This window comes from Actinoplanes sp. NPDC024001, assembly GCF_040638955.1.
GTDB lineage: Bacteria > Actinomycetota > Actinomycetes > Mycobacteriales > Micromonosporaceae > Actinoplanes.
The window spans coordinates 1-25,116 of the sequence record NZ_JBEZZB010000089.1 but is presented as its reverse complement, the minus strand read 5'-3'; the positions used below and the strand labels follow the sequence as shown (position 1 = coordinate 25,116).

Genomic DNA, 25,116 nt, shown 5'->3' with positions numbered 1-25,116 from the left:
AAGGGGAACGCCGAGCCAGGGGCACTGGACGCTTGGAGCGTCCCGGAGGGCGCTGGGCCGGAATCGGCGCACAAGGGGAACGCCGAGCCAGGGGCACTGGACGCTTGGAGCGTCCCGGAGGGCGCTGGGCCGGAATCGGCGCACAAGGGGAACGCCGAGCCAGGGGCGCAGGGCGCCGCGCCGCAATCGGCGGGCAACGGCAAGGCGGAGCGGAAAGCGATGGGGGTCGAAAGCGCGCCGAGCACTGATGGGCCGGCATCGGGTGGGGGAGAGACGGCCGAGCGGGAAGGCCGGCCGGCGGCCGGCGGTGGGTGGCGGCGCCGGCTGGAGGCCGCGGTGCGCTACCGGGCCGTCGACGTCGCCGCGATCCTGATCTCGTGGTTCTTCGCGCTCGTCCTGGTCGGCGAGGCCGAGAGCATCGGCCGGATCGGCAGCGACGACGTGCTGCCGATGGTGATCGTGGGCTGGGTGACCTCACTGGCGATCTGGTGGCGGCGCAGCCACCCGGTGGCCACCGCGGTCCTCATCGCGCCGGTCGGGCTGGTCACCGACGCGTCCGCCTATGCCGGGCTGGTCATCGTCTACACGCTGGTCACGCTGCGCCGGGGCCGGGCCGTCGGATATGTGCTGGCGCTGCATCTGCTGATCGGCTTCGGCTATTCGTGGCTGCGGCCGGACCCGAGCTTGCCGCCGGTCGTGGAGCTGATGCTCAGCGGCGTCCTGCTGGGGGCCACGGTGGCGATCGCGGTGGCGGTGCGGTCGCGCCGCGAGCTGGTGGAGTCGCTGCGGGAGCGCACGGTGCGGGCCGAGGAGGCGGCGCAGCTGCGGGCCGAGCGGCTGCGGGCGCTGGAGCGGGAACGGATCGCCCGGGAGATGCACGACGCCCTCGCGCACCGGATCTCCATGGTCAGCCTGCATGCCGGGGCGCTGCAGGTCCGCCCCGACCTGTCGCCCGAGGAGGTGGCGAAGGCGGCGGGAACGATCCGCGACAGCGCCCACCACGCGCTGGAGGACCTGCGGGAGATCCTCGGCGTGCTGCGCGCCGGCCCGGGCGACGGCCTTCGGCCGCAACCCGATTTGGGCCATCTGGGCGATCTGGTCGCGGAGGCACAACAGGCCGGGGTACGGGTGGAAGCACACAACCTGCTCGACGGGGAACCGGTGGGCCCCTCCCTCGGCCGGACGGTCTACCGCGTCGTGCAGGAGGGGCTCACCAACGCCGGGAAGCACGCGCCGGGCGTACCCGTGCGTCTGCTGGTGGAGCGAACCGCCAAGGGTGAGCTGCATGTGGAGGTCGCCAACGCCTTGCCGGGCACGCCCGCGGCCGGCGTGCCGGGTGCCGGCGCCGGGCTGGTCGGCCTGGCCGAGCGGGTGGAGTTGCTCGGCGGGCGGCTGCGGCACGGGGTGCGGGCGGACCCGCGTACCGGGCTCGGGTTCCATCTGGAAGCGTGGCTGCCGTGGCCGAGTTGATCCGGGTGCTGATCGCCGATGACGACCCGCTGGTGCGGGTGGGATTGTCCATGGTTCTGGGTGCGGACCCGGACCTGCAGCTGGTGGGGGAGGCGGGGGACGGCGCCGAGGCGGTCGAGGTGGCCCGGCGGCTGCGGCCGGACGTGGTGCTGATGGACATCCGGATGCCGCGGATGGACGGGCTGGCCGCCACCGAGGAACTGCGGCGCGACGGGCCGAACCCGGCGATCGTGGTGCTGACCACCTTCGACACCGACGAGCATCTGCTCGGCGCGCTGCGGCTGGGCGCGAACGGCTTCCTGCTCAAGGACATCGCGCCGACGGAGATCCTGAGCGCGGTGCGGCGGGCGGCGGCCGGCGAGTCGATCCTGGCGCCGTCGGTGGTGCCGCGGCTGATCGGGTACGCGGTGGGCCGCTCCGGGCAGGAGGTCACCGGAAAAGCGGACAAGAAGGCCGCACTGGACCGGCTCACCGAGCGGGAACGGGAGGTGGCCGAGGCGGTGGCGACCGGCCGGTCCAACGCGGAGATCAGCGCCGAGCTGCACATGAGCGTGCCGACGGTGAAGGCCTACGTGTCCCGGCTGCTCGACAAACTCGGCTGCGCGAACCGGGTACAGGTGGCGATCATGGTCCACGAAGCGAGTAGTTGAAAGTTACAAAACCCGTGAGGGTCGTTACATCCGGTGGCCCCGGAGGCGCTCGGGTACTAGCGTTGTGCCCGCTGCAAAACCCATCAGCTGGGTAGGTTTTGCGACGTACGTCACAACGGCTGACCAGGGTGTTTCACGTGATCGAAATAAGCGGTCTTCGCAAGACGTACCGCTCGAAGGCCGGTGCCGTCGTCGCGGTCGACGGGGTGGACCTCTCCGTCGGCGAGGGTGAGGTCTACGGCGTGCTGGGCCAGAGCGGCGCCGGCAAGAGCACGTTGCTGCGCTGCGTCAACATGCTGGAGCGCCCGGACGCCGGCACGGTGGCCGTCGGCGGCGTCGAGCTCACCGGGCTGCGCCGCAAGCAGCTGCGCCTGGCCCGGCACGACATCGGCATGATCCACCAGCATTTCGCGCTGCTCTCGTCGCGGACCGTCGCCGGCAACGTGGCGTTCGCGCTGGAGGTCACCGGGGTGCCGCGGGCCGAGCGCAGGGCCCGGGTGGCGGAGCTGCTCGACCTGGTCGGGCTCACCGAGCGCGCCGAGGCCTACCCGGCTCAGCTCTCCGGTGGTCAGAAGCAGCGGGTGGGCATCGCCCGGGCGCTCGCCGCGCGGCCGAAGGTGCTGCTCTCCGACGAGGCGACCTCGGCGCTCGACCCGGAGACCACCGAGTCGATCCTGCGGCTGCTGCTCGACCTGAACCGCCGGCTCGGCCTGACCATCCTGCTGATCACCCACGAGATGACCGTGGTGAAGCGGATCTGCACGTCGGCCGCGGTGATGCGCGACGGCAAGGTGGTGGAGGCCGGCCCGGTTGCCGACCTGCTCCGGCAGCCCGGCTCGGAGCTGGCCCGGGACCTGCTGCCGCTGGGCGGTGTGGAGGCTCCGGACGGGACGACCGTCGTCGACGTCACGCTCAGCGGCGCCGAGGCGGACGAGCCGATCATCGCGGAGCTGGCGAGACGGTTCGCTGTCGACGTACGCATCCTGGGTGGGTCGGTGGAAACGCTCGCCGCGACGCGCGCTGCTCGCTGGCGTCTCGCCCTGCCGGGCGCGCCGGAGGACAACTGGGAGGCGCTCGAGTTCCTCCGCAAGCGGGGAGTGACGTCGTGACCTGGTCCGAAGTCGTCGAGCTGCTGGGCACCGGCCTGCAGGAGACCGCCTGGATGGTCGGCGTCTCCGCGCTGTTCACCGCGATCGGCGGCCTGCTGATCGGCGTGCTGTTCGTGCTCACCGAGCGCGGCGGTCTGCTGCCGATCCCGCCGCTGAACTCGGTGCTCGGCCTGATCGTCAACCTGGGCCGCTCGATCCCGTTCCTGATCCTGATGGTGGCGATCATCCCGTTCACCCGGCTGGTGGTCGGCACCAGCATCGGCACCGACGCGGCGATCGTCCCGCTGACCGTCGGCGCCATCCCTTTCTTCGCCCGGGTGGTGGAGACCGCGCTGCGCGAGGTGCCCTCCGACGTGGTCGCCGCCGCCACCGCGATGGGCGCGACCCGCCGCGAGATCGTCGGCAAGGTGCTGCTGCGTGAGGCGATGCCCGGCCTGATCTCCGGGTTCACCATCACGATCATCGCGATCGTCGGCTACTCCGCGATGGCCGGCACGGTCGGCGGCGGTGGCCTCGGCTATCTCGCGATCAGCTACGGCTACCAGCGCTTCGAGACCAAGGTCATGATCGCGACCGTGGTGGCGCTGGTCCTCTTCGTTCAGCTCATCCAGATGGTGGGCGACTTCCTCGCCCGCCGGCTCTCCCACCGATGAAAGGTAATTCGATGCGCCGCCGCTCCCTCGCTGCCGTCCTGGCTTCCGCCGCCCTCGTCCTGGGGCTGGCCGCGTGCGGCTCAGACTCCTCCTCGGCCTCCAGCGACACGCTCAAGGTCGGTGTCAGCCCGGTCCCGCACGGCGAGATCCTCAAGTACGTGGCCGACAACCTCGCGTCCGCCGAGGGCCTGAAGCTGGAGATCGTCGAGTTCGACGACTACGTGCAGCCGAACATCGCGCTGCAGGAGAAGCAGCTCGACGCCAACTACTTCCAGCACATTCCGTACCTCGACGAGGAGGTCGCGTCGAAGGGCTACAAGTTCACCGCGCTCAAGCCGGTGCACATCGAGCCGCTCGGCGTCTACTCCAAGAAGGTCAAGAGCATCGCCGAGGTGCCGGCCGGTGGGGTCGTCGGCATCCCGAACGATCCGTCGAACTCGGGGCGCGCCCTCAACCTGCTCGCCAAGAACGGGCTGATCACGCTCAAGGACGGGGTCGGGGTGAAGGCGACCGTGTCGGACATCGCGACCAACCCGAAGAACCTGGAGATCAAGGCCCTGGACGCGGCGCAGCTGCCGCGCAGCCTGGAGGACACCGCGATCTCGGTGATCAACGGGAACTACGCGATCGAGACCGGGCTCAAGCCGGCCACCGACTCGCTCGCGCTGGAGAGCGGGGACGACAACCCGTACGCGAACCTGGTCGTGGTGCGCACCGGTGACGAGGGTGACGCGCGGGTGACCAAGCTGGAGAAGCTGCTGCACTCCGAGCAGGTCAAGAAGTTCATCACGGACAAGTACCAGGGGTCGGTGCTCGCCGCGTTCTGAGTTGGCGCGGCTGTCGCCCAGCGCTGCTTGTCGGCTCCCGACACAGCACTGGACGACAGCTCGTTTGTCCGGCTGTCGGCCAGTGCTGCTTGGTGGCCTGTGATGCAGCACTGGGCGACAGCTTGTTTGTCCGGCTGCCGGCCAGTGCTGCTCGGTGGTGCGTTGTGCAGCACTGGGTGACAGCCGAGGACGGGTGCTAGATCGCCTTGGCCAGCGCGGCCGCGGCGGTGAGCGAGGAGCAGGCGCCCTGGTCGGCCCAGACGTCGGCGGCACCGGGCGTCTCGCCCTGCGTCCACCACTTGGCCCGCCAGATGCGGCCGTTGTGCGAGACGGTGTTGCCGCCCACGTAGACCGCGCTGCTGCTCCACGCCGCGGTGCCCGAGCATCCGGTCGGCGGGTTCCCGCCGCCACCGCCGCCACCGCCGCCTCCGGTGCCGCCGATGTTGACGTCGATGCAGGAGTAGAAGGCGTTCGCCGTGTCGGAGATGGTCCAGACGGCGAGGATCTTCTGCCGGCCGGAGAAGCCGCTCAGGTTGACGGTGTGCGACAGGGTGGCCGGCGGCTGCTGGTTGTTGCCGCTGAACGAGCCGACGCGGGTGCCGCCGATGAAGTACTCCCAGCCGGTGGTGGCGTGCCGGGCCGTGTTGATCCAGGTGAGCGTCAGCGAGGTGCCGACGTTGGTGGCCGGCCAGTTCCGGCTGTCGTCGTTGAGTTCGGCGAACTGGGCGTTGTTGCCGTGGCAGTTGCGCAGGCCCTTGGGCCCCTCGACGCTCTGCGGCTCGTACTTGATCTGCCCGCACGCCACTACGCCACGAGCGCAGTTGGCCTGCCGGCTGGGCGGGTTGGAGACGTAACCGTGTGCCGCGGCGGGCGAGGCCACTAGGAGCGATCCGGCGGCACCGACGAGAGCGACCGCGAACGTGGCGATCAACTTGCGCATGTGTCACTCCTTTGAACGATGAGCATCGATTCGTGGGTGTGACAGGAATATAAAGCAAGCTTTCCTAACAGAAAAGGGTCGTGCCGGTATGTGGTGATTCGTGCCGGGAGATCGCCAGGCATCTATTGACAAGTGTTGTTAACAAATCGCACTGTTGCTGAGAGCGCTCTCTGAGCTTCCAACAGCGGAATCGAGGTTCCCTCGTGCGTAAGATCCTGCGCGCCCTCGCCGCGCTGGCCATGGCCGTCCCGGCCGTGGCCGCGGTATCCCCACCCGCCGCCCACGCCATCGGTCCGGCCGTGCTGCCCGTGACCATCAGCAACAGCACCGGCCGTGGTGAAGCTGTGTATCTCTACGTGATCGGCGTCCAGCTCTCCTCCGGCCGGCTCGGCTACGTCAACCAGGCCGGCACGTTCACCGCCTGGAGCGGCGGCGCCCTTCCCCCGGCGCCCGCGCCCGACGTCTCCATCCCCGGCGCCGCCAACGGCGGCAGCACCCTGATCCACTTCCCGCGCGGCTTCTCCGGCCGGGTCTACATGTCGATGGGGGAGAGGCTGAAGTTCTTCCTCACCCCGGACGGCCTGGTCCAGCCCGCGCCGTGGGCGGCCGGCGACCCCAACGCCAACATCCTGTTCGACTGGAGCGAGTTCACCTACAACGACGCCGGCCTGTGGCTGAACAGCTCGCAGGTCGACATGTTCGCCATCCCGCACGCGGTCACCGTCACCGGCGCGAGCGGGCAGACCGGGCGCACGGGCGACGTCGTCGCCAACGGCCGGGACAACGTCATCAACACGCTGCGCAACACGGCCGGCTGGCAGAACACGGTGCGTACCCGCTCCGACGGCACGGTCCTGCGGGTGCTCGCGCCCGGCAAGGCGGCCGGCGCCGGACTGATGAGCGCCACCTATCTGGACCCGTACATCGCGTCGGCGTGGAACGCCTACACGACCAAGACGCTGACCGTGGTGCCGTTCGGCGACCAGCCCAACACCCGCTACTTCGGCCGGACCTCGGGCACCGTCATGAACTTCACCAACGCCGCCGGCACCCGGGTGGCGTCGTTCAGCCGCCCGTCGTCGGCCAGCGTCTGGGGCTGCGACGGCGACCTGCCGGCGCCCAACGACCAGGTGGTCGGCCCGATCTCCCGGACGCTCTGCGCCGCGCTCAACCGCGGCACGCTCGGCACCGTCGACACCCAGCCGAGCACCAACGCGAACGACTTCTACAAGAGCAACCCCACCAACGTGTACGCCAAGGTGATCCACCAGAACATGGCCGACGGCAAGGCCTACGCGTTCGCCTTCGACGACGTCGGCGCCTTCGAGTCGCTGGTCCACGACGGCGACCCGCGCTCGGCCGGCATCATCCTGTCCCCGTTCACCGGCGGGGGCGGCCCCACCAATCCGGGCACCGGCGCGGTGTCGCTGATCAGCAACCTGAACAACAAGTGCGTCGACGTGCCGAACGCCAACTTCAGCGACGGCGTCCAGCTGCAGATGTGGACCTGCAACAACACCAGCGCCCAGAAGTTCACCTTCACCGGCGGCACGCTGCAGAGCCAGAACAACAAGTGCGTGGACGTCGCATGGGGCTCCACCGCCAACGGCGCGATCATCCAGCTCGCGACCTGCAGCGGAAACCCGGCGCAGCAGTTCGTCCACCAGAGCAACGGCACACTGCGCAACCCGCAGTCCGGCCGGTGCATCGACATCGACGCCTGGAACCCCAACGACGGAGCGAAGCTCCTGCAGTGGGACTGCCACGGCGGCGCCAACCAGACGTTCCGCCGCGGCTGACCGCAACGGCGCGCGCCCTCCGGAGGGTCTTCGGAGGGCGCGCGGGAGGGGGCCGGCTCAGGCCAGGATCGAGGCGATCGTCTCGGTGGGGAGCCCGAGGGCCGAACCGACCAGGTCGTTGGTGAGGGCGCCGGCGTGCGCGTTCAGGCCGAGCGCGAGCGCCGGGTCGGCACGCAGGGCGTCGCGCCAGCCCAGGTCGGCGAGGCGCAGCACGTACGGCAGGGTGGCGTTGGTCAGCGCGTAGGTAGAGGTGTTCGGCACCGCGCCCGGCATGTTGGCGACGCAGTAGAAGACCGACTCGTGCACCTGGTAGACCGGGTTCTCGTGGGTGGTGGGCCGCGAGTCCTCGAAGCAGCCGCCCTGGTCGATGGCGATGTCGACCAGCACCGAGCCGGGCTTCATCCGCTTGACCAGGTCGTTGCTGACCAGCGTGGGCGCCTTCGCCCCGGGCACCAGCACCGCGCCGATCACCATGTCCGCCTCGATCACCGACTGCTCGATGGTGTACGAGTTCGACACCAGCGTCTTGACCCGCCCACCGAACTGGGCGTCGATCTGCCGCAGCCGGGGCAGGCTCAGGTCCAGCACGGTCACGTCGGCGCCGAGCCCGAGGGCGATGGTCGCGGCGTTCACCCCGGAGACGCCGCCGCCGATGACGGTGATCTTGGCGGGCGCGACGCCCGGCACGCCGCCGGGCAGCACACCGCGGCCCCCGCTGTTGCGCATCAGGCTGTACGCGCCCACCTGCGGGGCGAGCCGTCCGGCGACCTCGGACATCGGGGCGAGCAGCGGCAGCGATCCGTCGGCGAGCTGCACCGTCTCGTACGCGATGGCGGTGGTCCCGCTGTTCAGCAGCGCCTTGGTGCCCTCGGCGTCGGCGGCGAGGTGCAGGTAGGTGAACAGGACCTGCCCGGCGCGCAGCCGGTGGTACTCCTCGGCGATCGGCTCCTTGACCTTGAGCACCATGTCGGCGTCGTCCCAGACCGCGTCGGCGTCCGGGGCGATCCGGGCGCCGGCGGCGAGGAAGTCCTCGTCGGTGATCGCCGATCCGGTCCCGGCGCCGGCCTGCACGATCACCTCGTGGCCGTGGCGTACCGCTTCGACCACGCCGGCCGGGGTGATGGCCACCCGGTACTCGTGGTTCTTGACCTCTTTCGGCACGCCGATGCGCATGGGACGTTTCCTTTCCACGGAGACCGCGTTGTCTGCTGGCGATAGGGTGGAACGATGTGCAGTGATCAGGCAAGGCGAGCGAACGAGATTCTGTTCGTCCCTCCGCGGGCGCAGATTCTGCGATCCGAGCCACCACGATGACCGACCTGCCGAAGGATGTTCGAGGTCTGGATCACATCGATCTGGAGCTGCTGAGCCTGTTGCGCGCCGACGGCCGGATGCCGAACAACGCCCTCGCCGACCGGGTCGGGATCGCGCCCTCCACCTGCCTGACCCGGGTCCGCAGGCTGCGCGAGATCGGGGCGATCCGCGGTTTCCACGCCGACGTGGACCCGGCCTGGATCGGCCGGCCGATCCAGGCCATGATCGCGGTGCGGATCCGGTCCGACGCCCGGGACGCGATCGGCAAGTTCGCCGAGTCCCTGGCCGGGATCCCCGCGGTCCGCGACGTCTACTTCGTCTCGGGGTCCTACGACTTCCTGCTGCACGTGGCCGCCGCCGACGTCGACGACCTGCGTTCGGTGATCACCGAGCGGCTCAGCGGGACGCGCCTGATCGCCGGCACCGAGACGTACCTGATCTTCGAGCACCGCCGGGGCGCCTGAGGCTTGTGATGATCATCTAAGCTCCACGCTCGTGAACGCTGGTGAGCCACCCGAGCGGGCCGATCGGATCAGAGCGGCCCTGGCGGTGCTCGCCGCGACCGGCGCGGTGCTGCTCGTCGTCGGCCTCGCCGCCTCGGTCGTCGGGTGGCTCCCGCTTCCGCCCGCCCTGTTCTCCGGGGGCGGGGCTGAGGCCGCCGACCGCGAACCCGGCGGCGGGACGCTTCCGGCCCGGATCGGCGCCCCGTCGCTCTGGACCGCCGACGGCGAGCGCGACCCGATCGGCGCGGCCTCGGTGCTCTACACGTCGAACACCTGGTTCTTCGACGGCTCGGACTGGTTCACCGGGCTGGTCGGGAAGCGGTCGGACACCTACCGGGTGCTGCGGCGCTCCGGACCGGCCGGGATGTCGTCGGTGCTCTCGCCCGCGGGCGACCGGCTCGCCACCACCGAGGGCGTCGCCGACCTGGCCACCGGCCGGTTCACCAGCTACCCGGCGGAGCTGAACGAGCTGGAGATCTTCCCGCAGGCCTGGTCGCCGGACGGCCGGACGCTGGCGATCCTGACCGACCCCGAGGACGTGGCGCTGCGCCTGCTCGACGTGACGACCGGCGAGCACCGGGTGGTGCACCCGCTGAGCGCGCTGAGCGCCCTCCACGGCTGGACCGCGGCGTTCTCCCCGGACGGCAGCCGGCTCGCCTTCCAGCTGGAGGACCGGATCCGCGTGGTCCAGGCGGACGGTGGCGGCGAACCGGTCGACTACGAGATCCCGGAGGGCGCCCGCCTGGCCGGCAAGGGCGCCTGGCAGCCGGACGGCCGGGGCCTGCTGGTGGTGGCCGGCGAGGAGTGCGACTGCGGCGCGTACCCGATCCGCTGGACCGTCGCGACCGTGCCCCTCGGCGCCGGTCCGGCGCCGAGCTGGACAGTGGACGGTGCGTTCGCGGTGCGGGTCCTCGGCTGGTGGGCCGGCAAGCCGGTGGCGGCCGAGTACTCGGCGGTCGACGGCACCACGCCGGCCCTCTTCACGGACGAGCAGAGTCAGTGGGGCCTCACGACGCAGGACGACATCCAGTCGGTGCGCCTCGTCGAGCTCGGCACCGGCCGCGTGCTGCTGGAACCCGGCGGCGAGGCGGAGTCGATCGACGTGGCGGACTCGGTGCTGGCGGCCGCGGCCACCCGGGCCGGCGATCCGGTGCTGATCGACGCGGACTTCCCGCTCGAGGCGCCGCTCGTGCTCCTCGGCGTCTCCACCTCCGCGCTCATCGTGCTGCGCGCCGGGGAATGGGCCCGGCGACGGCGTGCCGGGCGACCGGTGGATGAAGCTCCGGTGCCGGAACGATGACCATGGTTGCGCCGCCGGGGACCGTCCGATAGGCAGGGTGCCATGAGGCGACTTCTGGCAGCCGCGGCGTGCGCGGCGGCACTGGGCACCGTCATCGGTGCGGTACCGGCGAATGCCGGCGGGAAAGATCACGACGTTCGGTTCGCGACGTACAACCTGTCGCTGAACCGGCCGGCGCAGGGACTGTTGCGCGAGCACCTGGCGAACCCGGAGGTCGACGACGTCTACCGGCGGCAGGCGCGCAACGTCGCCGAGGTCATCCAGCGCACCGCGCCGGACGTCGTGCTGATCAACGAGTTCGACTACGACCCCGAGGCGGCCCGGCTGTTCGCGGAGAACTTCCTCGCCGTGTCGCAGAACGGGGCCCGCGCCCAGCGCTACCCGTACCGTTACGTCGCGCCGTCCAACACCGGTCTCGCCTCCGGCTTCGACCTCAACAACAACGGCGTCACCGACACCACGCCGGGCGACCAGGCGTACGGCGACGACTCGTTCGGTTTCGGCCTGTTCCCCGGCCAGTACGGCATGGTCGTGTACTCGAAGTACCCGATCGACAGGTCGGCGGTGCGCACCTTCCAGAACTTCAAGTGGCGTGACATGCCGGGCAACCTGCTGCCCACCGAGTTCTACTCGCCCGAGGAGCAGGCGGTCCTGCGGCTGTCGTCGAAGAGCCACTGGGACGTGCCGGTGCGGGTCGGCCGCAAGACCGTGCACTTCCTGGTCTCGCACCCGACGCCGCCGACCTTCGACGGCCCGGAGGACCGCAACGGGCGCCGCAACCACGACGAGATCCGGTTCTGGGCGGACTACGTGACGCCCGGCAAGTCGCGCTACGTCTACGACGACCGGGGACGCCGCGGCGGCCTGAAGCCGGGGCAGCTGTTCGTGATCGCGGGGGACCAGAACGCGGATCCGGCCGACGGTGACTCGTACGACAACGCGATCCACCAGCTGACCGGGCACCCGCTGATCAACACGCGGACCTCGCCGGCCAGCGCCGGGGCGGCCGAGGCGGCGACCCTGCAGGGCGGCGCCAACCTGACCCACCGCGGCGACCCGCGTTTCGACACCGCCGACTTCGCGGACACCGCGCCGGGCAACCTGCGCGCCGACTACGTCCTGCCCCGGGTGACCATCAAGGTGACCGGCTCCGGCGTGTTCTGGCCGGTGCGGTCGGATCCGCTGTCGCGGCTGAGCGGGGTCTACGACCCGGCCTGGGCGGCGGTCAACGGCTTCCCCACCTCCGACCACCGCCTCGTCTGGGCCGACCTCAGGGTGCCAAGCGGTCGCTGATCACGTGCGCGGCGAACAGCTGGAAGCCGATGACCAGCGGAATCGTCGCGGGCATGGTCAGTGCCAGGAAGAACGCCAGCGCACCGGCGAGCGCCGGGGCCAGAGCTGTCCAGGGCCTGGCGGTCGATGACCGCCAGGCCCACCGGGCGGCGTCGCGCGGCGACAACCCGGGGTCCCGGCCGATCGCGACGAGCGTCAGCGTGGCGAACCCGCCGAGGAAGGCCGCCACCGCCGCGGTGCCGGTGAACAGCACGGTCCCGCCCGGCACCCAGCCACGGCTGATCGCGACCAGGTCGACCAGCAGCGCCACCGCCACCAGCAGCACCGGGATGCCGGGGAGGATCCCGCGCCGGTACAGCCGCAGCAGCGGGCGTACCGGCGGCAGGTTTCCCTCGGTGTAGCGGTGCCGGACCGCCGCTGAGCCGGCCGCCAGCGCCGCCGGTGCGGTCAGCACCGGCAGCGCGGCGACGGTCACCAGCACGCCGATCAGCGCGAGGTCCGTGCCCAGGGCGAACCGCTCGCGCCAGTCCGGGCGCGCCGGCGGCGCGTCGTCCTGAGGCCAGGCCACCGTCATCCCTTCAGCCCCGTCGTGTTGATGCCCTCGACCAGCATCCGCTGGAACGCGACGAAGAACAGGAAGACCGGCAGCAGCGACAGCACCGACATGGCGAACATCGGGCCCACCGCGGACTGGCCGGACGAGTCGATGAACAGTGTCAGCGCCACCGGAGCGGTGTACTTCTCCAGGTCGGAGAGGTAGACCAGCTGGCGGAAGAAGTCGTTCCAGGTCCAGATGAACGAGAAGATCGCCGTCGAGACCAGGGCCGGGCGCGAGAGCGGCAGGATCACGTGCTTGAACACCCCGTACGGCGAGCAGCCGTCGATCTTCGCGGCGTCGTCCAGCTCGCGCGGCACACCCCGCATGAACTGCACCATCAGGAAGACGAAGAACGCCTCGGTGGCCAGCAGCTGCGGCACGATCAGCGGAGCGTACGGCCAGTCGCCGCCCACCCAGCCGAACGTCTTGAACATCACGAACTGCGGCACGATCAGCACGTGGCCGGGCAGCAGCAGCGTCCCGATCATGATGGCGAACCAGAAGCCCCGCAGCCGGAACTTCAGCCGGGCGAACGCGTACGCCGCCAGCAGGCAGGAGACACAGTTCGCCACCACGGTGAGCCCGGCGACCATCGCGCTGTTCAGGAAGAACCGGCCGAAGGCGACGTCGAAGTGCCCCCAGCCGTCGGTGTAGTTGCCCGGCGTGAACACCTCCGGGAACACCGACATGTTGTTGAGCACCTCTTCAGGCGCCTTGAACGAGCTGCCGAGCATCCACACCAGCGGGTAGAGCACGATCACCGAGAGCAGGACCAGCATCGCCGGCCTGCCCAGGCGCTGGAGGGTCATCAGTCTTCTCCGTCCGAGTAGTGCACCCAGAACTTGCCGGTGCGGAAGATGACCGCGGTGACCAGGCCGATGGTGAGCAGGAAGACCCAGGCCATGGCCGAGGCGTAACCCATCTGGTACTCGTTCCAGCCCTTGATGTAGAGGTGCAGGGTGTACATCAGCGTCGAGTCGACCGGGCCGCCGGTGCCGTTGCTCAGCACGAAGGCCGAGGTGAAGCCCTGGAAGCCGTTGATCGTCTCCAGCACCAGGTTGAAGAAGATCACCGGGGACAGGATCGGCAGGGTGACCGCGAAGAACTTGCGCACCGTGCCGGCGCCGTCCACCGACGCCGCCTCGTACAGCTCGGTGGGCACCTGCTTCAGGCCGGCCAGGAAGATCACCATCGGGGCGCCGAACTGCCAGACGGCCAGCAGGATCAGCGTGCCGAGCGCGAAGTCCGGGTCGTTCACCCAGGCCTTGCCCTCGATGCCGAACCAGCCGAGGAACGAGTTGAACGCGCCGTCGCGGTTGAACATGTTGACCCAGACGATCGCCAGGGCCACGCTGCCGCCCAGCAGCGACGGCAGGTAGAACAGGCCCCGGAACAGCCCGCTGCCCCGGAACGACCGGTTCAGCAGCAGCGCGACGCCGAGCGCGGCGGCCAGCTTGAGCGGGGTGGCGATCAGCGCGAACGTGAGGGTGACCCGGACCGCGTGCCAGAAGGACGGGTCGTCGGTGAACATCGTGCGGTAGTTGTCCAGCCCCACCCACTCCATCGAGTCCCAGTCGCTCAGGACGTCGTAGTTGGTGAAGCTGAGGTAGAGCGACATGAGCATCGGGACCGCCGTGATGGCGAGCAGCCCGAGCAGCCAGGGGGAGAGGAACACGTAACCGGCGACACCGTCGGTCTTCGGCCGGGCGGACCGGCCCCGCCGCTGGGAAGCGGCGGGACCGGCGGGCGGCCGGGTCGGCGTGGGCCGGGCCGTCGTTGTTGCCACAGGACTCACCGGCTGATCGCGGCCTGGGCAGCGGCGAAGTACTGCTCGGCGGCCTCGGCCGGCGTGGCGCGGCCGTACTGGGCTTCCTCGGCGGCCTTGATCAGCTCGGAGCGGACGGTGCTGTGACCCTTCGGCGGGACCGCCGGCGACTGACCGAACTTGGCCTGCATCTCGTCGGCGAACGCGACTGAGGCCTTCATCGCGGGGTTGTCCGTGGACTCGGTCACCGTCTTACGGATGTCCAGGTTGGACGGCAGGCCCCGGTCGGTGCCGAGGATCTTGCCGGCCTCCGGGTCGTTCGCCAGGAAGTTGATCACGTCGACCGCGACGTCCTTGTGGTCGGTGCCGCGGTAGACCGAGAAGTACATCGAGGCACGCGGCCACTGCGCGCTCGGGTCGCCCGGGTAGGCCACCACGCCCAGCTCGTCCTTGGTGTTCTTCTGCAGCTCGGGCAGCTGGTTCGCCCAGACCCAGGAGGTGAGCGCCTTGCCGGTCACCACCAGCTGCTTGGTGACGTCGGTGGCGTTGCCCTCGTGGATGACGTCCGGGGTCGGGGTGGCCTTGGCGTCGCGGGCGCCCTTCCACAGCTCGAACCACTTCTGCACGTCTTCCTTGGTGAAGCCGAGCTGCCCCTCCGGGGTGTACATGTCCTTGCCGTTCTGCCGCAGCCAGAGCCAGAAGGCCTTGTAGTCGGCGCTCGGGTCCATGGTGCCCGGCAGCTTGGCCGCGGCGCCCGCCGCCTTCGCCCAGGCGATGTGCTGCTCCCAGCTCATCCCCGTGGTCGGCAGCTCCTGCTTGGCCGCCTCGAGCTTGGTCTTGTTGTAGACCAGGCCCTGGGTGTTCTCGCCGAACGCCACACCGGCCAGCTTGCCGCCGACCGTGCCGTAGTCGACCAGGCCCTTGGGGAACTTCGTGGTGTCGAGCTTGCCGGACGACTGGTAGCTGCTCAGGTCCAGGGTGACGTTACGGGTCGCGTACTCCGCGAGGTAGTTGTCGTCGATCTGGAAGATGTCCGGCGCGTCGTCGCCGGCGGTGAGCGTCGCCAGCTTGTCGAAGTAGCCCTGGTTGGCCTGCCAGGTCTTCTTGAACGTGACGTTCGGGTGCTTCTGGGTGTAGAGGTCGAGCGCCTTCTCGGTCAGCTCGGCGCGCGCCTCACCACCCCACCAGAAGAAGCTGAGCTCGACCTTGCCGTCGTCGGCGGGCTCGTCGTCACCACCGCAGGCGCCGAGCGCCAGCGGAAGGGCGAGCATGCCGGCGACGAGGCCGCTCAAGAGGCGGCGCCGTGTGGGGCGCGGGGCGAAGGACTGGGGTGCGGTCATGCTTGTCGTCACTCCTTGACGGTTGCGGCTACCTCAGCGGTGGTCGCGGCGGCCGGGGTGAGAGGCCCGGGGCCGGTGGAGTTGCGAATGATCAAGTCGGTCCGGAGGGTGACCTGTCCGGTGGCGCCGTCGTCGCCCTGCTGGAGCAGCATGTCGACGGCGGCGCGACCGGCGGCTGCGGTCGGGTTCGCCACGGTGGTGAGCTTCGGGCGGACCAGGCCGCTGTAGGCGATGTCGTCTATGCCGATGACGCTGACCTGCCCCGGCACCGCGATGTCACGGTCCTGCAGGGCCTGGAGCAGGCCGATCGCCATCAGGTCGTTGTAGGCCAGCACCCCGGTGGCGCCGGTGGCGAGAACCGCCTCGGCAGCCGCCGCGCCGGCCTCCTCGACCGGCTGGTGCGGACCGAGGACGGTCAGCTCCGCACCGGCCGCACGGGCGGTGGCCCCGGCGGCCCGGCGGATCTCCCGGTTGGTCCAGGAGCCACGCGGCCCGGCCAGGTAGACCAGGTGGTCGTGGCCCAGGTCGAGCAGGTGCCGGACGGCCTGACGGGCGCCGTGCCCCACATCCATGACCACCGCGGGCAGGCCGGTGATCATGCGGTTGATGACGACCAGCGGCACCTCGCGGCGCAGCTGCTCTATCTGGTCGTCGCTCATCCGGGGACTGCAGAGCAGGATTCCGTCGACCTGCTTGGCCAGGGCCTGCACCAGCTCGGCCTCGACGATCGGGTCCTCGTCGGTGTCGGCGACGAAGACGTGGTAGTCGCGCCGCCGGGCGTGGGTCTCGGCCGCCTTGATCAGGGGCGGGAAGAACGGGTTGGCGATGTCGGCCACGATCAGGCCGATGTTGTGCGTGCGTCCGGTGATCAGTGCCCGGGCCGCCCGGTTGGGGCGGTAACCGAGCTGCTCCGCGGTGGCCAGCACCCGGGAGCGGGTCTCGGGGTTGACCAGGTGCGGTGCGGAAAAGGTGCGCGACACCGTGGAGATGTGCACGCCGGACGCCCTCGCGACGTCCCGGATCGTCACGGCCACGGTGCCTCCTTGGAACGGTGATGTGACCCGGATCTCTCCGGTGGAGCCATTAATGCAAACGGTTGCTGGCGTGTCAACGCCCTTCTATGTCGATCTTGTGGCCCCACGGTAACGCCATCGGTAGAAAAGCGGACAAATACAGACCGTCCATTGACTTGGGTCTCGCTCTGCTCCCTAATCTGTTGCAAACGTTTGCCGAATGGAGGCGACGGAATGACGTTGTCACCCCGCCGCCGGTATGCCCTCGTGGGCGCCGGCGCACGGGCCGGTCTCTTTCTCCGGGCGCTCACCACCGACCACGCCGACGTGGCTGAGCTGGTGGCCCTGGCCGACACGAACCCGGCCAGGCCGGCCGTCCACAATGCCCGCCTCGAGGCGCTCGGTGCCGCGCCCGTCCCGGTCTACGACGCCGCGGACTTCACCGAGATGCTCAAGCGGGAGCAGGTGGACGTCGCCCTGGTCACGACCGTGGACCGGTACCACGACCAGTACATCGCGGCCGCCCTCTACGCGGGCTGCGACGCGATCACCGAGAAGCCGATGACCGTCGACGTGGCCGGCTGCCGGCGCATCCTCGACGCGCAGCGGCGGACCGGGCGCGATGTGCGGGTCACGTTCAACTACCGCTACAACCCGCTGCACGAGGCGGTGAAGCGGATCCTCGCCTCGGGCGAGATCGGCGAGATCGGCTCGGTGCACTTCGAGTGGTTGCTCGACGTACGGCACGGCGCCGACTACTTCCGCCGGTGGCACCGTGACAAGGCGAACTCCGGCGGGCTGCTGGTGCACAAGGCGAGCCATCACTTCGACCTGGTCAACTGGTGGCTCGACGACGAGCCGGACCAGGTGTTCGCGGCCGGCCGGCTCTTCTTCTACGGCGATCAGGGGCGACGGCACGGCTACGCCCGGGACTACGAGCGGGCGCACGGCGCCGCGGCGGCCGAGGGTGACCCGTTCGCGTTGCGGCTCGCCGACGAGCCCGCGATGCGTGAGCTCTACCTGGAGGCCGAGCAGCACGACGGCTACCACCGGGACCAGAACGTGTTCGCCGGTGGCGTGTCCATCGAGGACGACATGGCGGTGCTGGTCCGATACGCGGGCGGCGCGTCGATGAGCTACCACCTCACCGCGTACGCGCCGTGGGAGGGATACCGGGTCATGTTCAACGGCAGCCGGGGCCGGCTGGAACTCGAGGTCGTGGAGAGTGACCACGTCGCGCCGTCCGCGGCCGCCGGGGTCAAGGGCGAGCCGGGCGCGGAGTCGACCGCCGAGCAGGGGTCGAGGCGTCTGCTGGTCCGGCCGTACTGGGCGCCGCCGCGTGAGGTGGCCGTCGAGGGGTACACCAGGGGTGGCCACGGTGGTGGCGACGTACGCATGCTCGCCGATCTGATCCGTCCCACCGCTACCGTCGACCCCTTGGGGCGTAAGGCCGGCGCCATCGACGGAGCTCAGGCTCTGCTCACCGGCCTGGCCGGCAACGCGTCACTGGCCGGCGGCGAGGCCGTACGCGTCAAGAACCTCCTCGACCTGTCCGCATACCGCTAGGAGCCCCGGTGCCCGAAGAAGATCATCTCTTCCCCGCCGAGACCACCCAGCGCCAGATCGCCCGTGAGCTCTACCGCCACGCCCGCGACCTGCCGCTGATCAGCCCGCACGGCCACGTCGACCCGGCCCTGCTCGCCGGCGACCAGCCGTTCCCCGACCCGGCCCGGCTCTTCGTGGTGCCCGACCACTACGTGACCCGGATGCTCGCCAGCCAGGGCATCCCGCCGGCCCGGCTCGGTGTGCCGAGCATCGACGGGACCGAGGTGGAGGCCGACGGCCGGGCGATCTGGCGGCTGCTCGCCGCCAACTGGCACCTGTTCCGTGGCACGCCGTCGCGCCTGTGGACCGAGAAGGTCTTCGCCGAGGTCTTCGGCATCGACAAGCCGCTGAACGCCAAGACCGCAGACGAGATCTACGACGAGCTGTCCGCCCGTCTGGCCGAGCCGGAGTTCCGGCCGCGGGCGCTGTTCACCCGGTTCAACATCGAGGTGCTGGCCACCACCGAGAGCCCGATCGACGACCTCTCCGCGCACGCCAAGCTGGAGGCCGACGGCTGGGGCGGACCGGGCGGCCGGGTGATCACCACCTTCCGCCCGGACAACCTGGTCGACCTGGACTGGGCCGGCTGGCGCGACCGGGTCGCCACCCTCGGCGAGCTCACCGGGGTGGAGGTCGGCACGTACCCCGGCTTCCTGAACGCGCTGCGGGCCCGCCGGGAGGCGTTCATCGCGGCCGGCGCGACCAGCTCCGACCACGGGCATCCGACCGCGGCGACCGTGGTGCTGGACGACGCCGAGGCGGCCGTGCTCTACCGCAAGGCGCTCGGCGGCGGCACCGACGAGCGCGACGCCGAGGTGTTCCGGGCGCACATGCTGGTCGAGTTCGCCCGGATGTCGCTCGACGACGGCCTGGTCATGCAGCTGCACCCGGGCTCGGTGCGCAACCACAACAAGGCGTTGCACGCCAGGCACGGCCGCGACGTGGGCGGTGACATCCCCTCAGCCACCGAGTACGTGCGCGCCCTGCAACCCCTGCTCGACCGGTACGGCGACGACCCGCGCCTGCGCCTGGTCCTCTACACCCTGGACGAGACCGTGTTCACCCGCGAGCTGGCGCCGCTGGCCGGCGGCTACTCGGCGGTCTACCTCGGCGCGCCGTGGTGGTTCCTGGACAGCCCCGAGGGGCTGCGCCGGTTCCGCGAGACGGTCACCGAGACGGCCGGCTTCTACAACACGTCCGGGTTCGTCGACGACACCCGCGCGTTCTGCTCCATCCCGGCTCGGCACGACGTGGCCCGCCGGATCGACGCCGGCTTCCTGGCCCGGCTCGTCGCCGAGGGGCGCCTGCCGCTCGACGAGGCCGCCGAGACCATCGCCGACCTCGCCTACCACCTGCCCAAACGAGTCTTCAAACTGGATGAGGAGAAAGCATGAGCGTCCGCATCACCGGGGTCGAGGTGCACGATGTGCGTTTCCCCACCGCGGCCGCCGGCGACGGATCGGATGCGATCAACAAGGGTGACTACTCGGCCACCTACGTCGAGGTGACCACCGACGCCGGGGTGACCGGCAGCGGCCTCACCTTCACCAACGGCCGCGGCAACGAGCTCACCTGCGCCGCCGTCCAGGCCCTGGCCCACCACGTCGTCGGGAGGACGGTCGAGGAGATCGAGGCCGACCAGGTCGGGTTCTCCCGCTCGATCACCGCGGACGTGCAGCTGCGCTGGCTCGGCCCGGAGAAGGGCGTCATCCACATGGCGTCCGGCGCCCTGATCAACGCGGTCTGGGACCTGCGGGCCCGGCTCGCCGGCAAGCCGATGTGGCGCTACCTGGCCGAGCTCTCCGCCGACGAGATCGTCGCCTCGATCGACTTCCAGCACATCAGCGATGCGCTCACCCCGGGCGAGGCCCGGGAACTTCTGGAGAAGAACGCGATCGGGTACGACGACCGGCTGGCCGAACTGGAGAGGAACGGCTTCCCGGCGTACACCACCAGCGTCGGCTGGCTCGGTTATCCGGACGCCAAGGTGCGCGAGCTGACCCGGCAGGCCGTCGCCGACGGCTGGACCGCGGTGAAGATGAAGGTCGGCGGCCCGCTCGAGGACGACGTGCGGCGCGCCCGGATCATCCGCGAGGAACTGCCCGCCGGGGCGCTGCTGATGATGGACGCGAACCAGGTGTGGGACGTCGACCAGGCGATCGCGGCGATGGAGCGGCTCGCGCCGTACGACCCGTACTGGATCGAGGAGCCGACCCACGCGGACGACGTGCTCGGGCACGCCCGCATCGCCCGTGCGGTGAACCCGATCCGGGTGGCCACCGGTGAGGTCGCCGCCAACCGGGTGATCTTCAAGCAGCTGCTGCAGGCCGGCGCCATCCAGGTCTGCCAGGTCGACTCCTGCCGGGTCGCCGGCGTCAACGAGGTGCTCGCCATCCTGCTGCTGGCGGCCAAGTTCGGCGTGCCGGTCTGCCCGCACGCCGGTGGCGTCGGCCTCTGCGAGTACGTCCAGCACCTGGCGATCTTCGACTACCTGCGGGCCGGCCGGTCCCTGGAGGGCCGCATGATCGAGTACGTCGACCACCTGCACGAGCACTTCACCGACCCGGTGACCGTGGTCGACGGCCGGTACCGGCTGCCGGCCAAGCCCGGCTACAGCGTCGAGATGAAGGACGCCTCGATCGCCGAGTTCCGCTTCCCGGACGGGCCGGCATGGCGGTGACCTACCGCCTCGGCCGTGACGCCCTCACCTCGCTGCCGCAGCGGAGCCGTCCCGCGGTGCAGCCCGGCGAGGTCCGGCCGGGGATCGTCCACCTCGGGCTGGGCGCCTTCCACCGCGCCCACCAGGCAGTCTTCACCGAGGACGCGGTCGCCGCGTCCGGTGGCGACTGGGGGATCGTGGGGGTCGCGCCGCGCTCGCGCACCGTCCTCGACCAGCTGCGCGCACAGGACGGCCTGTACAGCGTCCTCACGGTGGGCGGGGCGGAGGACGAGGCTCGCACGATCGGGATCCTGGCCGGACTCGGGCACGCCGCCGGCGACCCGTACGGCGTGGTCGCGGCCGTCGCGGACCCGAACATCAGGATCGTCACGATGACGGTGACCGAGAAGGCCTACCGGATGGACCACGACGGGCGGCTGCTGCTCGACGACGATCTGCGGGCCCAGCTCACCGGGACCGCCCCACCGGTGTCGGTGCCGGCGCTGCTCGTCCGCGGCCTGCTCCGCCGGCAGGCAGCCGGTGGCGGACCGCTGACCGTGCTCTGCTGCGACAACCTGATGGGCAACGGCCCGCGGATCCGCGGCCTGGTCAGCCAGGCCCTGGCCGTGGCCGGCGCCGACCTGCCCGGCGACGTCGCGTTCCCGGCCACCATGGTCGACCGGATCGTGCCGGCCACCAGCGCCGACCACCGGCGGCGGGCGGCTCTCGCGCTCGGCGCCGACGACGCGGTGCCGGTGGTCGCCGAACCGTTCACCCAGTGGGTGATCGAGGACGACTTCCCGGGCGGGCGGCCGGACTGGGCGGCGGCCGGCGCGGTGCTCACCGACGACGTCACCCCGTGGGAGATGCTCAAGCTGCGCTCGCTCAACGCGGTGCACTCGGCGTGCGCGTACCTCGGTGCGCTGGCCGGCCGGGAGCTGATCGCCGACTCGCTCGACCTGCCGGGCCTGCCCGCCCTGCTGCGCCGCTTCATCGCCGAGGACATCGCGCCCACGGTGACCCCGCCGCCGGGCGTCAGCGTCGTCGAGTACGGCGAGTCGGTCCTGGTCCGCTTCGCCAACCGCGAGCTCGGCCACCGCAACATCCAGGTGGCCATGGACGGCAGCCAGAAGCTGCCGCACCGCCTGCTCGGCACCGTCGCCGAGCGGCGCCGGGCCGGTGCGGTCCCCTGCTGGGCAGCGCTGGTCCTGGCGGCATGGATGCGCTTCGCGCGGGGGTACGCCGACAGCGGCGCGACGTTGCCGCTGGACGACCCCCTGGCCGACCGGATCCGTGCGGCGCTCGACGCCGCGCCGGACACCCCGGCCGGCACGGTCGACGCGCTGCTCGCCCTGAGCCAGGTCTTCCCGCCCGAGCTGGCCGGCGACGAGGTGCTGCGCCGCGAGCTGATCCGCTGGTACGACGAGCTGGCCCGGCACGGTGCGGAGGCCACGATCCGCGGAGCCCTCTCTTGACCAGGGTGGCGCTGATCGGGGCCGGCGGGCACGGGCTCTGGCACCGGCGGTCCTTCCAGCGCCTGTCCGGCCAGGGGCGCGTCACCGTGGTGGGGCTCTGCGACCGGCAGCCGGTCGAGCCCCACCCGGACGCGCCGCTGCCGGGCGTCCCGTTCTACCCCGACCACACCGCGTTGCTCCGCGAGGCCCGGCCCGAGGTGGTGGTGATCTGCACGCCGCCGCACACCCACCTGCCGCTCGCCCTCGACGTGCTCGCCGCCGGCGCGGACCTGCTGCTGGAGAAGCCGCCGGTGATGTCGGCGGCCGAGCACGACCACCTCGCCGCGGCCGTCGCGCGGACCGGCCGGCTGGTCCAGGTCGGCTTCCAGGCGCTCGGCTCGGCGGCGCTGGCCGAGCTGCGCGCGGCCGCCCCGGCCGGCCCGATCGGGGTGTCCGGGGCGTGGTGGCGGCCGGACAGCTACTACCTGCGCGCGCCGTGGGCCGGCCGGCGGGCGATCGCCGGCCGGCCGGTGCTCGACGGCGCCCTGGTCAACCCGTTCGCGCACGCCCTGATGCAGTCGCTGGTCGTGGCGGACGGGTTCCGGCCCGAGCTGATGGAGCTGGAGCGTTACCGCTCCCGGGCCATCGAGACCGACGACACCACGTTCGTGCGGCTCACCGGCGCGGACGGGCGGCGGATCACGGCGGCCGTCACGCTCGCCTCGGAGGTCTTCATCCGGGGCGAGATCCAGGTGGGTGACGCCGTCCTGGAGTACCCGACGGACCGGCTGCGGCTGCCGGGGGAGCCCGAGGCGCGGGAGGTCCCGGGCCGGACGGGGCTGCTGGAGAACCTGCTCGACCATCGGCGCGACCCCGGCGTACCCCTGATCGCCCCGCTGGAGCGGACCCGGACCTTCACCGCGGTGGCCGAGGCGATCGTGGCGGCGCCGCCGCCGGCGGTGATCCCGCAGGAGCAACTGCGGCCGCACCCGGACGGCGGCGGCTACGTGGTGGCCGGCATCGACGAACTCGTCCAGCGGGTGGCCGCCACCGGCCACCTGCCGTCCGAGATCGGCATCACCTGGGCGGCCGAGCCGCACCGGGTGCTTTTCGAGAAGGAAGGAGTGACCCATGCGCAAGCTCAGCATCGCTGAACTCGAGCCACATCACCGCGGCCCGCAGTTCACCAGTCCGCTGCCCGGCCACGTCGTGCAGAAAGGCGGCTTCCGGATCTACCCGGAACCGAACTTCCGCACCCACGACGAACCCGGCCGGCACGTGCACACCGTCCCCGAGCTCTTCGTGATCGTGCAGGGCAGCGGCGTGATCGAGATCGAGGGCGCCGAAGTGGACAAGTTCACCGCCGGTGAGGCCGTGCTCTTCGAGCCGGGCGAGGACCACCACCTGATCAGCCGTGGCACCGAACCGCTGGTCTTCGTGTGGCTGCATCTGGAACCGGCTGCGTAGGCCCGGCATGCGAACCGCTCTCGCCGCGACCGTCGGCCTCGTCCTCGCCGCCGGCATCGCCACCGTCCCGGCCTCGGCGGCCGTCCCCGCCGCGGCCCGCCAGGTCCTGCCCGCCAACGACGGGTGGGCGGCGGCCACCACCGGGACCACCGGTGGCGCCGCGGCCGACGACGCGCACGTCTTCGTCGTCCGCGACCGCAACGAACTGGCTGCCGCGCTCGCCGGCGGCACCGACCCCACCCCGCGGATCATCCTGGTCGCCGGCACCGTCCGGGCCAACGTCGACGCTGCGGGCGCCCCGTTGACCTGTGACGACTACGCGGATCCGGCATACAGCCTGGAGCAGTACCTGGCCGCCTACGATCCGGCGGTGTGGGGACGCGCCACCCGGCCCAGCGGCCCCCTGGAGGAGGCCCGGGTCCGGTCCGCGCGCAACCAGGCCGCCCGGATCAACCTGCGGGTCGGCGCGAACACCACCATCTACGGCCTGCCGAACGCCCGGCTCGTCGGCGCGAACCTGCTGATCCAGAACGTCGACAACGTCATCGTGCGGAACCTGCGGATGGAGGACGCCGCCGACTGCTTCCCGGCCTGGGATCCGACCGACGGCTCGGCCGGCAACTGGAACTCGGCGTACGACCTGGTCACGGTGACCGGATCGACGCACGTGTGGGCCGACCACAACACCTTCAGCGACGGCAACAACGTCGACGCGAACCAGCCGCTGTACTTCGGGCGGCCGTACCAGGTGCACGACGGGGCGCTCGACGTGATCCGGGCGTCGGACTACGTGACGGTGTCGTACAACGTGTTCCAGGAGCACGACAAGACGATGCTGATCGGCTCGACCAACACGGTCGGCGCGGACCTCGGCAAGCTGCGGGTCACCGTGCACCACAACAGGTTCGCCAACGTCGGGCAGCGGGTGCCGCGGGTCCGGTTCGGCCAGGTGGACGTCTACAACAACTACTACTACCTGACCGACGAGGACACCTATTCGTACTCGTGGGGCGTCGGGGTCTACTCGGCGATCTACGCGGAGAACAACTTCCTGCTGCGCAGCGCCGATCTCGCTCTGGAGGACTTCGTCTACGACTGGGGCGGCACCGCGATGACCGAGATCGGCACGCTGACCCGGGTCGGCACCGGGCCGGTCCAGCCGGTCAGCCTGCTCGGTGAGTACAACGCCACCCACGATCCGGACCTGGGCACCGACGCCGGCTGGACGCCGGTGCTGCGGCCCGGGCCGGTCACCCCGGCCGCGCAGGTGCCGGCCGTGGTCAACGCCCGAGCCGGCGCCGGGCGGATCTGACCCGGACACCGGCCACCGCGGTCACGCGCCGGACGGCATCCCCGC

At 70.9% G+C, this 25,116-nt stretch carries 23 protein-coding genes; 16 read left to right on the top strand and 7 right to left on the bottom strand.

Annotated features, from left to right (window positions below; all coding sequences use genetic code 11):
• The first annotated feature begins 219 nt into the window (after positions 1 to 219).
• The 5 genes from AB0F81_RS30235 (at position 220) to AB0F81_RS30215 (ending at position 4,709) form a co-directional block, all read left to right on the top strand.
• Positions 220 to 1,470, top strand: a complete 1,251-nt coding sequence (locus AB0F81_RS30235) for a histidine kinase (RefSeq protein WP_360202687.1) — start codon at positions 220 to 222, stop codon at positions 1,468 to 1,470.
• Positions 1,458 to 2,120 carry a response regulator transcription factor gene (locus tag AB0F81_RS30230; protein ID WP_360202686.1) on the top strand — a complete coding sequence of 221 codons (663 nt, stop codon included), beginning with the start codon at positions 1,458 to 1,460 and terminating at the stop codon, positions 2,118 to 2,120. The genes AB0F81_RS30235 and AB0F81_RS30230 overlap by 13 nt, the downstream gene beginning before the upstream one ends.
• Positions 2,121 to 2,257: 137 nt before the next feature.
• A complete protein-coding gene (locus tag AB0F81_RS30225) occupies positions 2,258 to 3,229 on the top strand; it encodes an ATP-binding cassette domain-containing protein (protein ID WP_360202685.1) in 972 nt (323 codons plus the stop codon).
• Complete coding sequence (locus AB0F81_RS30220; protein ID WP_360202684.1) at positions 3,226 to 3,882, top strand: methionine ABC transporter permease; 657 nt, start codon at positions 3,226 to 3,228, stop codon at positions 3,880 to 3,882. The genes AB0F81_RS30225 and AB0F81_RS30220 overlap by 4 nt, the downstream gene beginning before the upstream one ends.
• 11 nt (positions 3,883 to 3,893) lie before the next feature.
• Positions 3,894 to 4,709, top strand: coding sequence for a MetQ/NlpA family ABC transporter substrate-binding protein (locus AB0F81_RS30215; protein WP_360202682.1), 816 nt, complete (start codon positions 3,894 to 3,896; stop codon positions 4,707 to 4,709).
• A gap of 196 nt (positions 4,710 to 4,905) precedes the next feature.
• On the opposite strand, the gene AB0F81_RS30210 is transcribed toward AB0F81_RS30215, so the two are convergent.
• Positions 4,906 to 5,649: a lytic polysaccharide monooxygenase gene (locus AB0F81_RS30210; RefSeq protein WP_360202681.1), complete on the bottom strand. Its 744-nt coding sequence runs from the start codon at positions 5,647 to 5,649 to the stop codon at positions 4,906 to 4,908.
• A gap of 239 nt (positions 5,650 to 5,888) precedes the next feature.
• Between AB0F81_RS30210 and AB0F81_RS30205 the strand changes: the two genes are divergently transcribed.
• A complete protein-coding gene (locus AB0F81_RS30205; protein ID WP_360202716.1) occupies positions 5,889 to 7,448 on the top strand; it encodes a beta-1,3-glucanase family protein in 1,560 nt (519 codons plus the stop codon).
• 57 nt (positions 7,449 to 7,505) lie between these two features.
• Here the strand turns inward: AB0F81_RS30205 and ald are convergent, their stop codons facing one another.
• Positions 7,506 to 8,621, bottom strand: coding sequence for an alanine dehydrogenase (gene ald / locus AB0F81_RS30200; protein ID WP_360202680.1), 1,116 nt, complete (start codon positions 8,619 to 8,621; stop codon positions 7,506 to 7,508).
• A 137-nt stretch (positions 8,622 to 8,758) separates the two neighbouring features.
• Between ald and AB0F81_RS30195 the strand changes: the two genes are divergently transcribed.
• From AB0F81_RS30195 to AB0F81_RS30185, 3 genes are read left to right on the top strand one after another with little or no spacing between them, the layout of a single operon-like run.
• Positions 8,759 to 9,226, top strand: a complete 468-nt coding sequence (locus tag AB0F81_RS30195) for an Lrp/AsnC family transcriptional regulator (RefSeq protein ID WP_360202679.1) — start codon at positions 8,759 to 8,761, stop codon at positions 9,224 to 9,226.
• Between the two features lie 31 nt (positions 9,227 to 9,257).
• Positions 9,258 to 10,565: a hypothetical protein gene (locus tag AB0F81_RS30190; RefSeq protein ID WP_360202677.1), complete on the top strand. Its 1,308-nt coding sequence runs from the start codon at positions 9,258 to 9,260 to the stop codon at positions 10,563 to 10,565.
• A gap of 42 nt (positions 10,566 to 10,607) precedes the next feature.
• Positions 10,608 to 11,858 (top strand): endonuclease/exonuclease/phosphatase family protein, encoded by a 1,251-nt coding sequence (locus tag AB0F81_RS30185; RefSeq protein ID WP_360202675.1) that lies wholly within the window; start codon positions 10,608 to 10,610, stop codon positions 11,856 to 11,858.
• Here the strand turns inward: AB0F81_RS30185 and AB0F81_RS30180 are convergent.
• Genes AB0F81_RS30180 through AB0F81_RS30160 form a run of 5 tightly spaced genes read right to left on the bottom strand, consistent with a single transcriptional unit; the run spans position 11,836 to position 16,595 of the window.
• Positions 11,836 to 12,426, bottom strand: a complete 591-nt coding sequence (locus AB0F81_RS30180; RefSeq protein WP_360202674.1) for a hypothetical protein — start codon at positions 12,424 to 12,426, stop codon at positions 11,836 to 11,838. The genes AB0F81_RS30185 and AB0F81_RS30180 overlap by 23 nt on opposite strands.
• A 2-nt stretch (positions 12,427 to 12,428) precedes the next feature.
• Complete coding sequence (locus AB0F81_RS30175) at positions 12,429 to 13,265, bottom strand: carbohydrate ABC transporter permease (protein WP_360202672.1); 837 nt, start codon at positions 13,263 to 13,265, stop codon at positions 12,429 to 12,431.
• Complete coding sequence (locus tag AB0F81_RS30170; RefSeq protein ID WP_360202670.1) at positions 13,265 to 14,242, bottom strand: sugar ABC transporter permease; 978 nt, start codon at positions 14,240 to 14,242, stop codon at positions 13,265 to 13,267. Before AB0F81_RS30170 ends, AB0F81_RS30175 begins: the two co-directional genes overlap by 1 nt.
• A gap of 5 nt (positions 14,243 to 14,247) precedes the next feature.
• Positions 14,248 to 15,561 carry an ABC transporter substrate-binding protein gene (locus tag AB0F81_RS30165; protein WP_360202668.1) on the bottom strand — a complete coding sequence of 438 codons (1,314 nt, stop codon included), beginning with the start codon at positions 15,559 to 15,561 and terminating at the stop codon, positions 14,248 to 14,250.
• An 8-nt stretch (positions 15,562 to 15,569) separates the two neighbouring features.
• On the bottom strand, positions 15,570 to 16,595 hold the full coding sequence (locus AB0F81_RS30160; RefSeq protein ID WP_360202666.1) for a LacI family DNA-binding transcriptional regulator: 1,026 nt from the start codon (positions 16,593 to 16,595) through the stop codon (positions 15,570 to 15,572).
• Between the two features lie 213 nt (positions 16,596 to 16,808).
• Between AB0F81_RS30160 and AB0F81_RS30155 the strand changes: the two genes are divergently transcribed.
• Genes AB0F81_RS30155 through AB0F81_RS30125 form a run of 7 tightly spaced genes read left to right on the top strand, consistent with a single transcriptional unit; the run spans position 16,809 to position 25,071 of the window.
• On the top strand, positions 16,809 to 18,140 hold the full coding sequence (locus AB0F81_RS30155; RefSeq protein ID WP_360202664.1) for a Gfo/Idh/MocA family oxidoreductase: 1,332 nt from the start codon (positions 16,809 to 16,811) through the stop codon (positions 18,138 to 18,140).
• Positions 18,141 to 18,148: 8 nt separating this feature from the next.
• On the top strand, positions 18,149 to 19,573 hold the full coding sequence (uxaC, locus tag AB0F81_RS30150) for a glucuronate isomerase (protein ID WP_360202662.1): 1,425 nt from the start codon (positions 18,149 to 18,151) through the stop codon (positions 19,571 to 19,573).
• The gene (locus tag AB0F81_RS30145) at positions 19,570 to 20,859 is read left to right on the top strand and encodes an enolase C-terminal domain-like protein (RefSeq protein WP_360202660.1); all 1,290 of its coding nucleotides are present in this window, start codon (positions 19,570 to 19,572) and stop codon (positions 20,857 to 20,859) included. The genes uxaC and AB0F81_RS30145 overlap by 4 nt, the downstream gene beginning before the upstream one ends.
• Positions 20,850 to 22,313 (top strand): mannitol dehydrogenase family protein, encoded by a 1,464-nt coding sequence (locus tag AB0F81_RS30140; RefSeq protein WP_360202658.1) that lies wholly within the window; start codon positions 20,850 to 20,852, stop codon positions 22,311 to 22,313. The genes AB0F81_RS30145 and AB0F81_RS30140 overlap by 10 nt, the downstream gene beginning before the upstream one ends.
• Before the next feature lie 5 nt (positions 22,314 to 22,318).
• Positions 22,319 to 23,446: a Gfo/Idh/MocA family oxidoreductase gene (locus AB0F81_RS30135; protein ID WP_360202715.1), complete on the top strand. Its 1,128-nt coding sequence runs from the start codon at positions 22,319 to 22,321 to the stop codon at positions 23,444 to 23,446.
• On the top strand, positions 23,424 to 23,759 hold the full coding sequence (locus AB0F81_RS30130; protein WP_360202656.1) for a cupin domain-containing protein: 336 nt from the start codon (positions 23,424 to 23,426) through the stop codon (positions 23,757 to 23,759). The genes AB0F81_RS30135 and AB0F81_RS30130 overlap by 23 nt, the downstream gene beginning before the upstream one ends.
• Positions 23,760 to 23,766: 7 nt before the next feature.
• Positions 23,767 to 25,071: a polysaccharide lyase family 1 protein gene (locus AB0F81_RS30125; protein WP_360202654.1), complete on the top strand. Its 1,305-nt coding sequence runs from the start codon at positions 23,767 to 23,769 to the stop codon at positions 25,069 to 25,071.
• Positions 25,072 to 25,116: the final 45 nt, after the last annotated feature.

Coding starts and splice junctions, on each gene's coding strand:
- AB0F81_RS30235 (WP_360202687.1), top strand. CDS start 220: ATGGGGGTCGAAAGCGCGCCGAGCACTGATGGGCCGGCATCGGGTGGG.
- AB0F81_RS30215 (WP_360202682.1), top strand. CDS start 3,894: ATGCGCCGCCGCTCCCTCGCTGCCGTCCTGGCTTCCGCCGCCCTCGTC.
- AB0F81_RS30210 (WP_360202681.1), bottom strand. CDS start 5,649: ATGCGCAAGTTGATCGCCACGTTCGCGGTCGCTCTCGTCGGTGCCGCC.
- AB0F81_RS30205 (WP_360202716.1), top strand. CDS start 5,889: ATGGCCGTCCCGGCCGTGGCCGCGGTATCCCCACCCGCCGCCCACGCC.
- ald (WP_360202680.1), bottom strand. CDS start 8,621: ATGCGCATCGGCGTGCCGAAAGAGGTCAAGAACCACGAGTACCGGGTG.
- AB0F81_RS30195 (WP_360202679.1), top strand. CDS start 8,759: ATGACCGACCTGCCGAAGGATGTTCGAGGTCTGGATCACATCGATCTG.
- AB0F81_RS30185 (WP_360202675.1), top strand. CDS start 10,608: ATGAGGCGACTTCTGGCAGCCGCGGCGTGCGCGGCGGCACTGGGCACC.
- AB0F81_RS30175 (WP_360202672.1), bottom strand. CDS start 13,265: ATGACCCTCCAGCGCCTGGGCAGGCCGGCGATGCTGGTCCTGCTCTCG.
- AB0F81_RS30165 (WP_360202668.1), bottom strand. CDS start 15,561: ATGACCGCACCCCAGTCCTTCGCCCCGCGCCCCACACGGCGCCGCCTC.
- AB0F81_RS30155 (WP_360202664.1), top strand. CDS start 16,809: ATGACGTTGTCACCCCGCCGCCGGTATGCCCTCGTGGGCGCCGGCGCA.
- AB0F81_RS30145 (WP_360202660.1), top strand. CDS start 19,570: ATGAGCGTCCGCATCACCGGGGTCGAGGTGCACGATGTGCGTTTCCCC.
- AB0F81_RS30140 (WP_360202658.1), top strand. CDS start 20,850: ATGGCGGTGACCTACCGCCTCGGCCGTGACGCCCTCACCTCGCTGCCG.
- AB0F81_RS30130 (WP_360202656.1), top strand. CDS start 23,424: ATGCGCAAGCTCAGCATCGCTGAACTCGAGCCACATCACCGCGGCCCG.
- AB0F81_RS30125 (WP_360202654.1), top strand. CDS start 23,767: ATGCGAACCGCTCTCGCCGCGACCGTCGGCCTCGTCCTCGCCGCCGGC.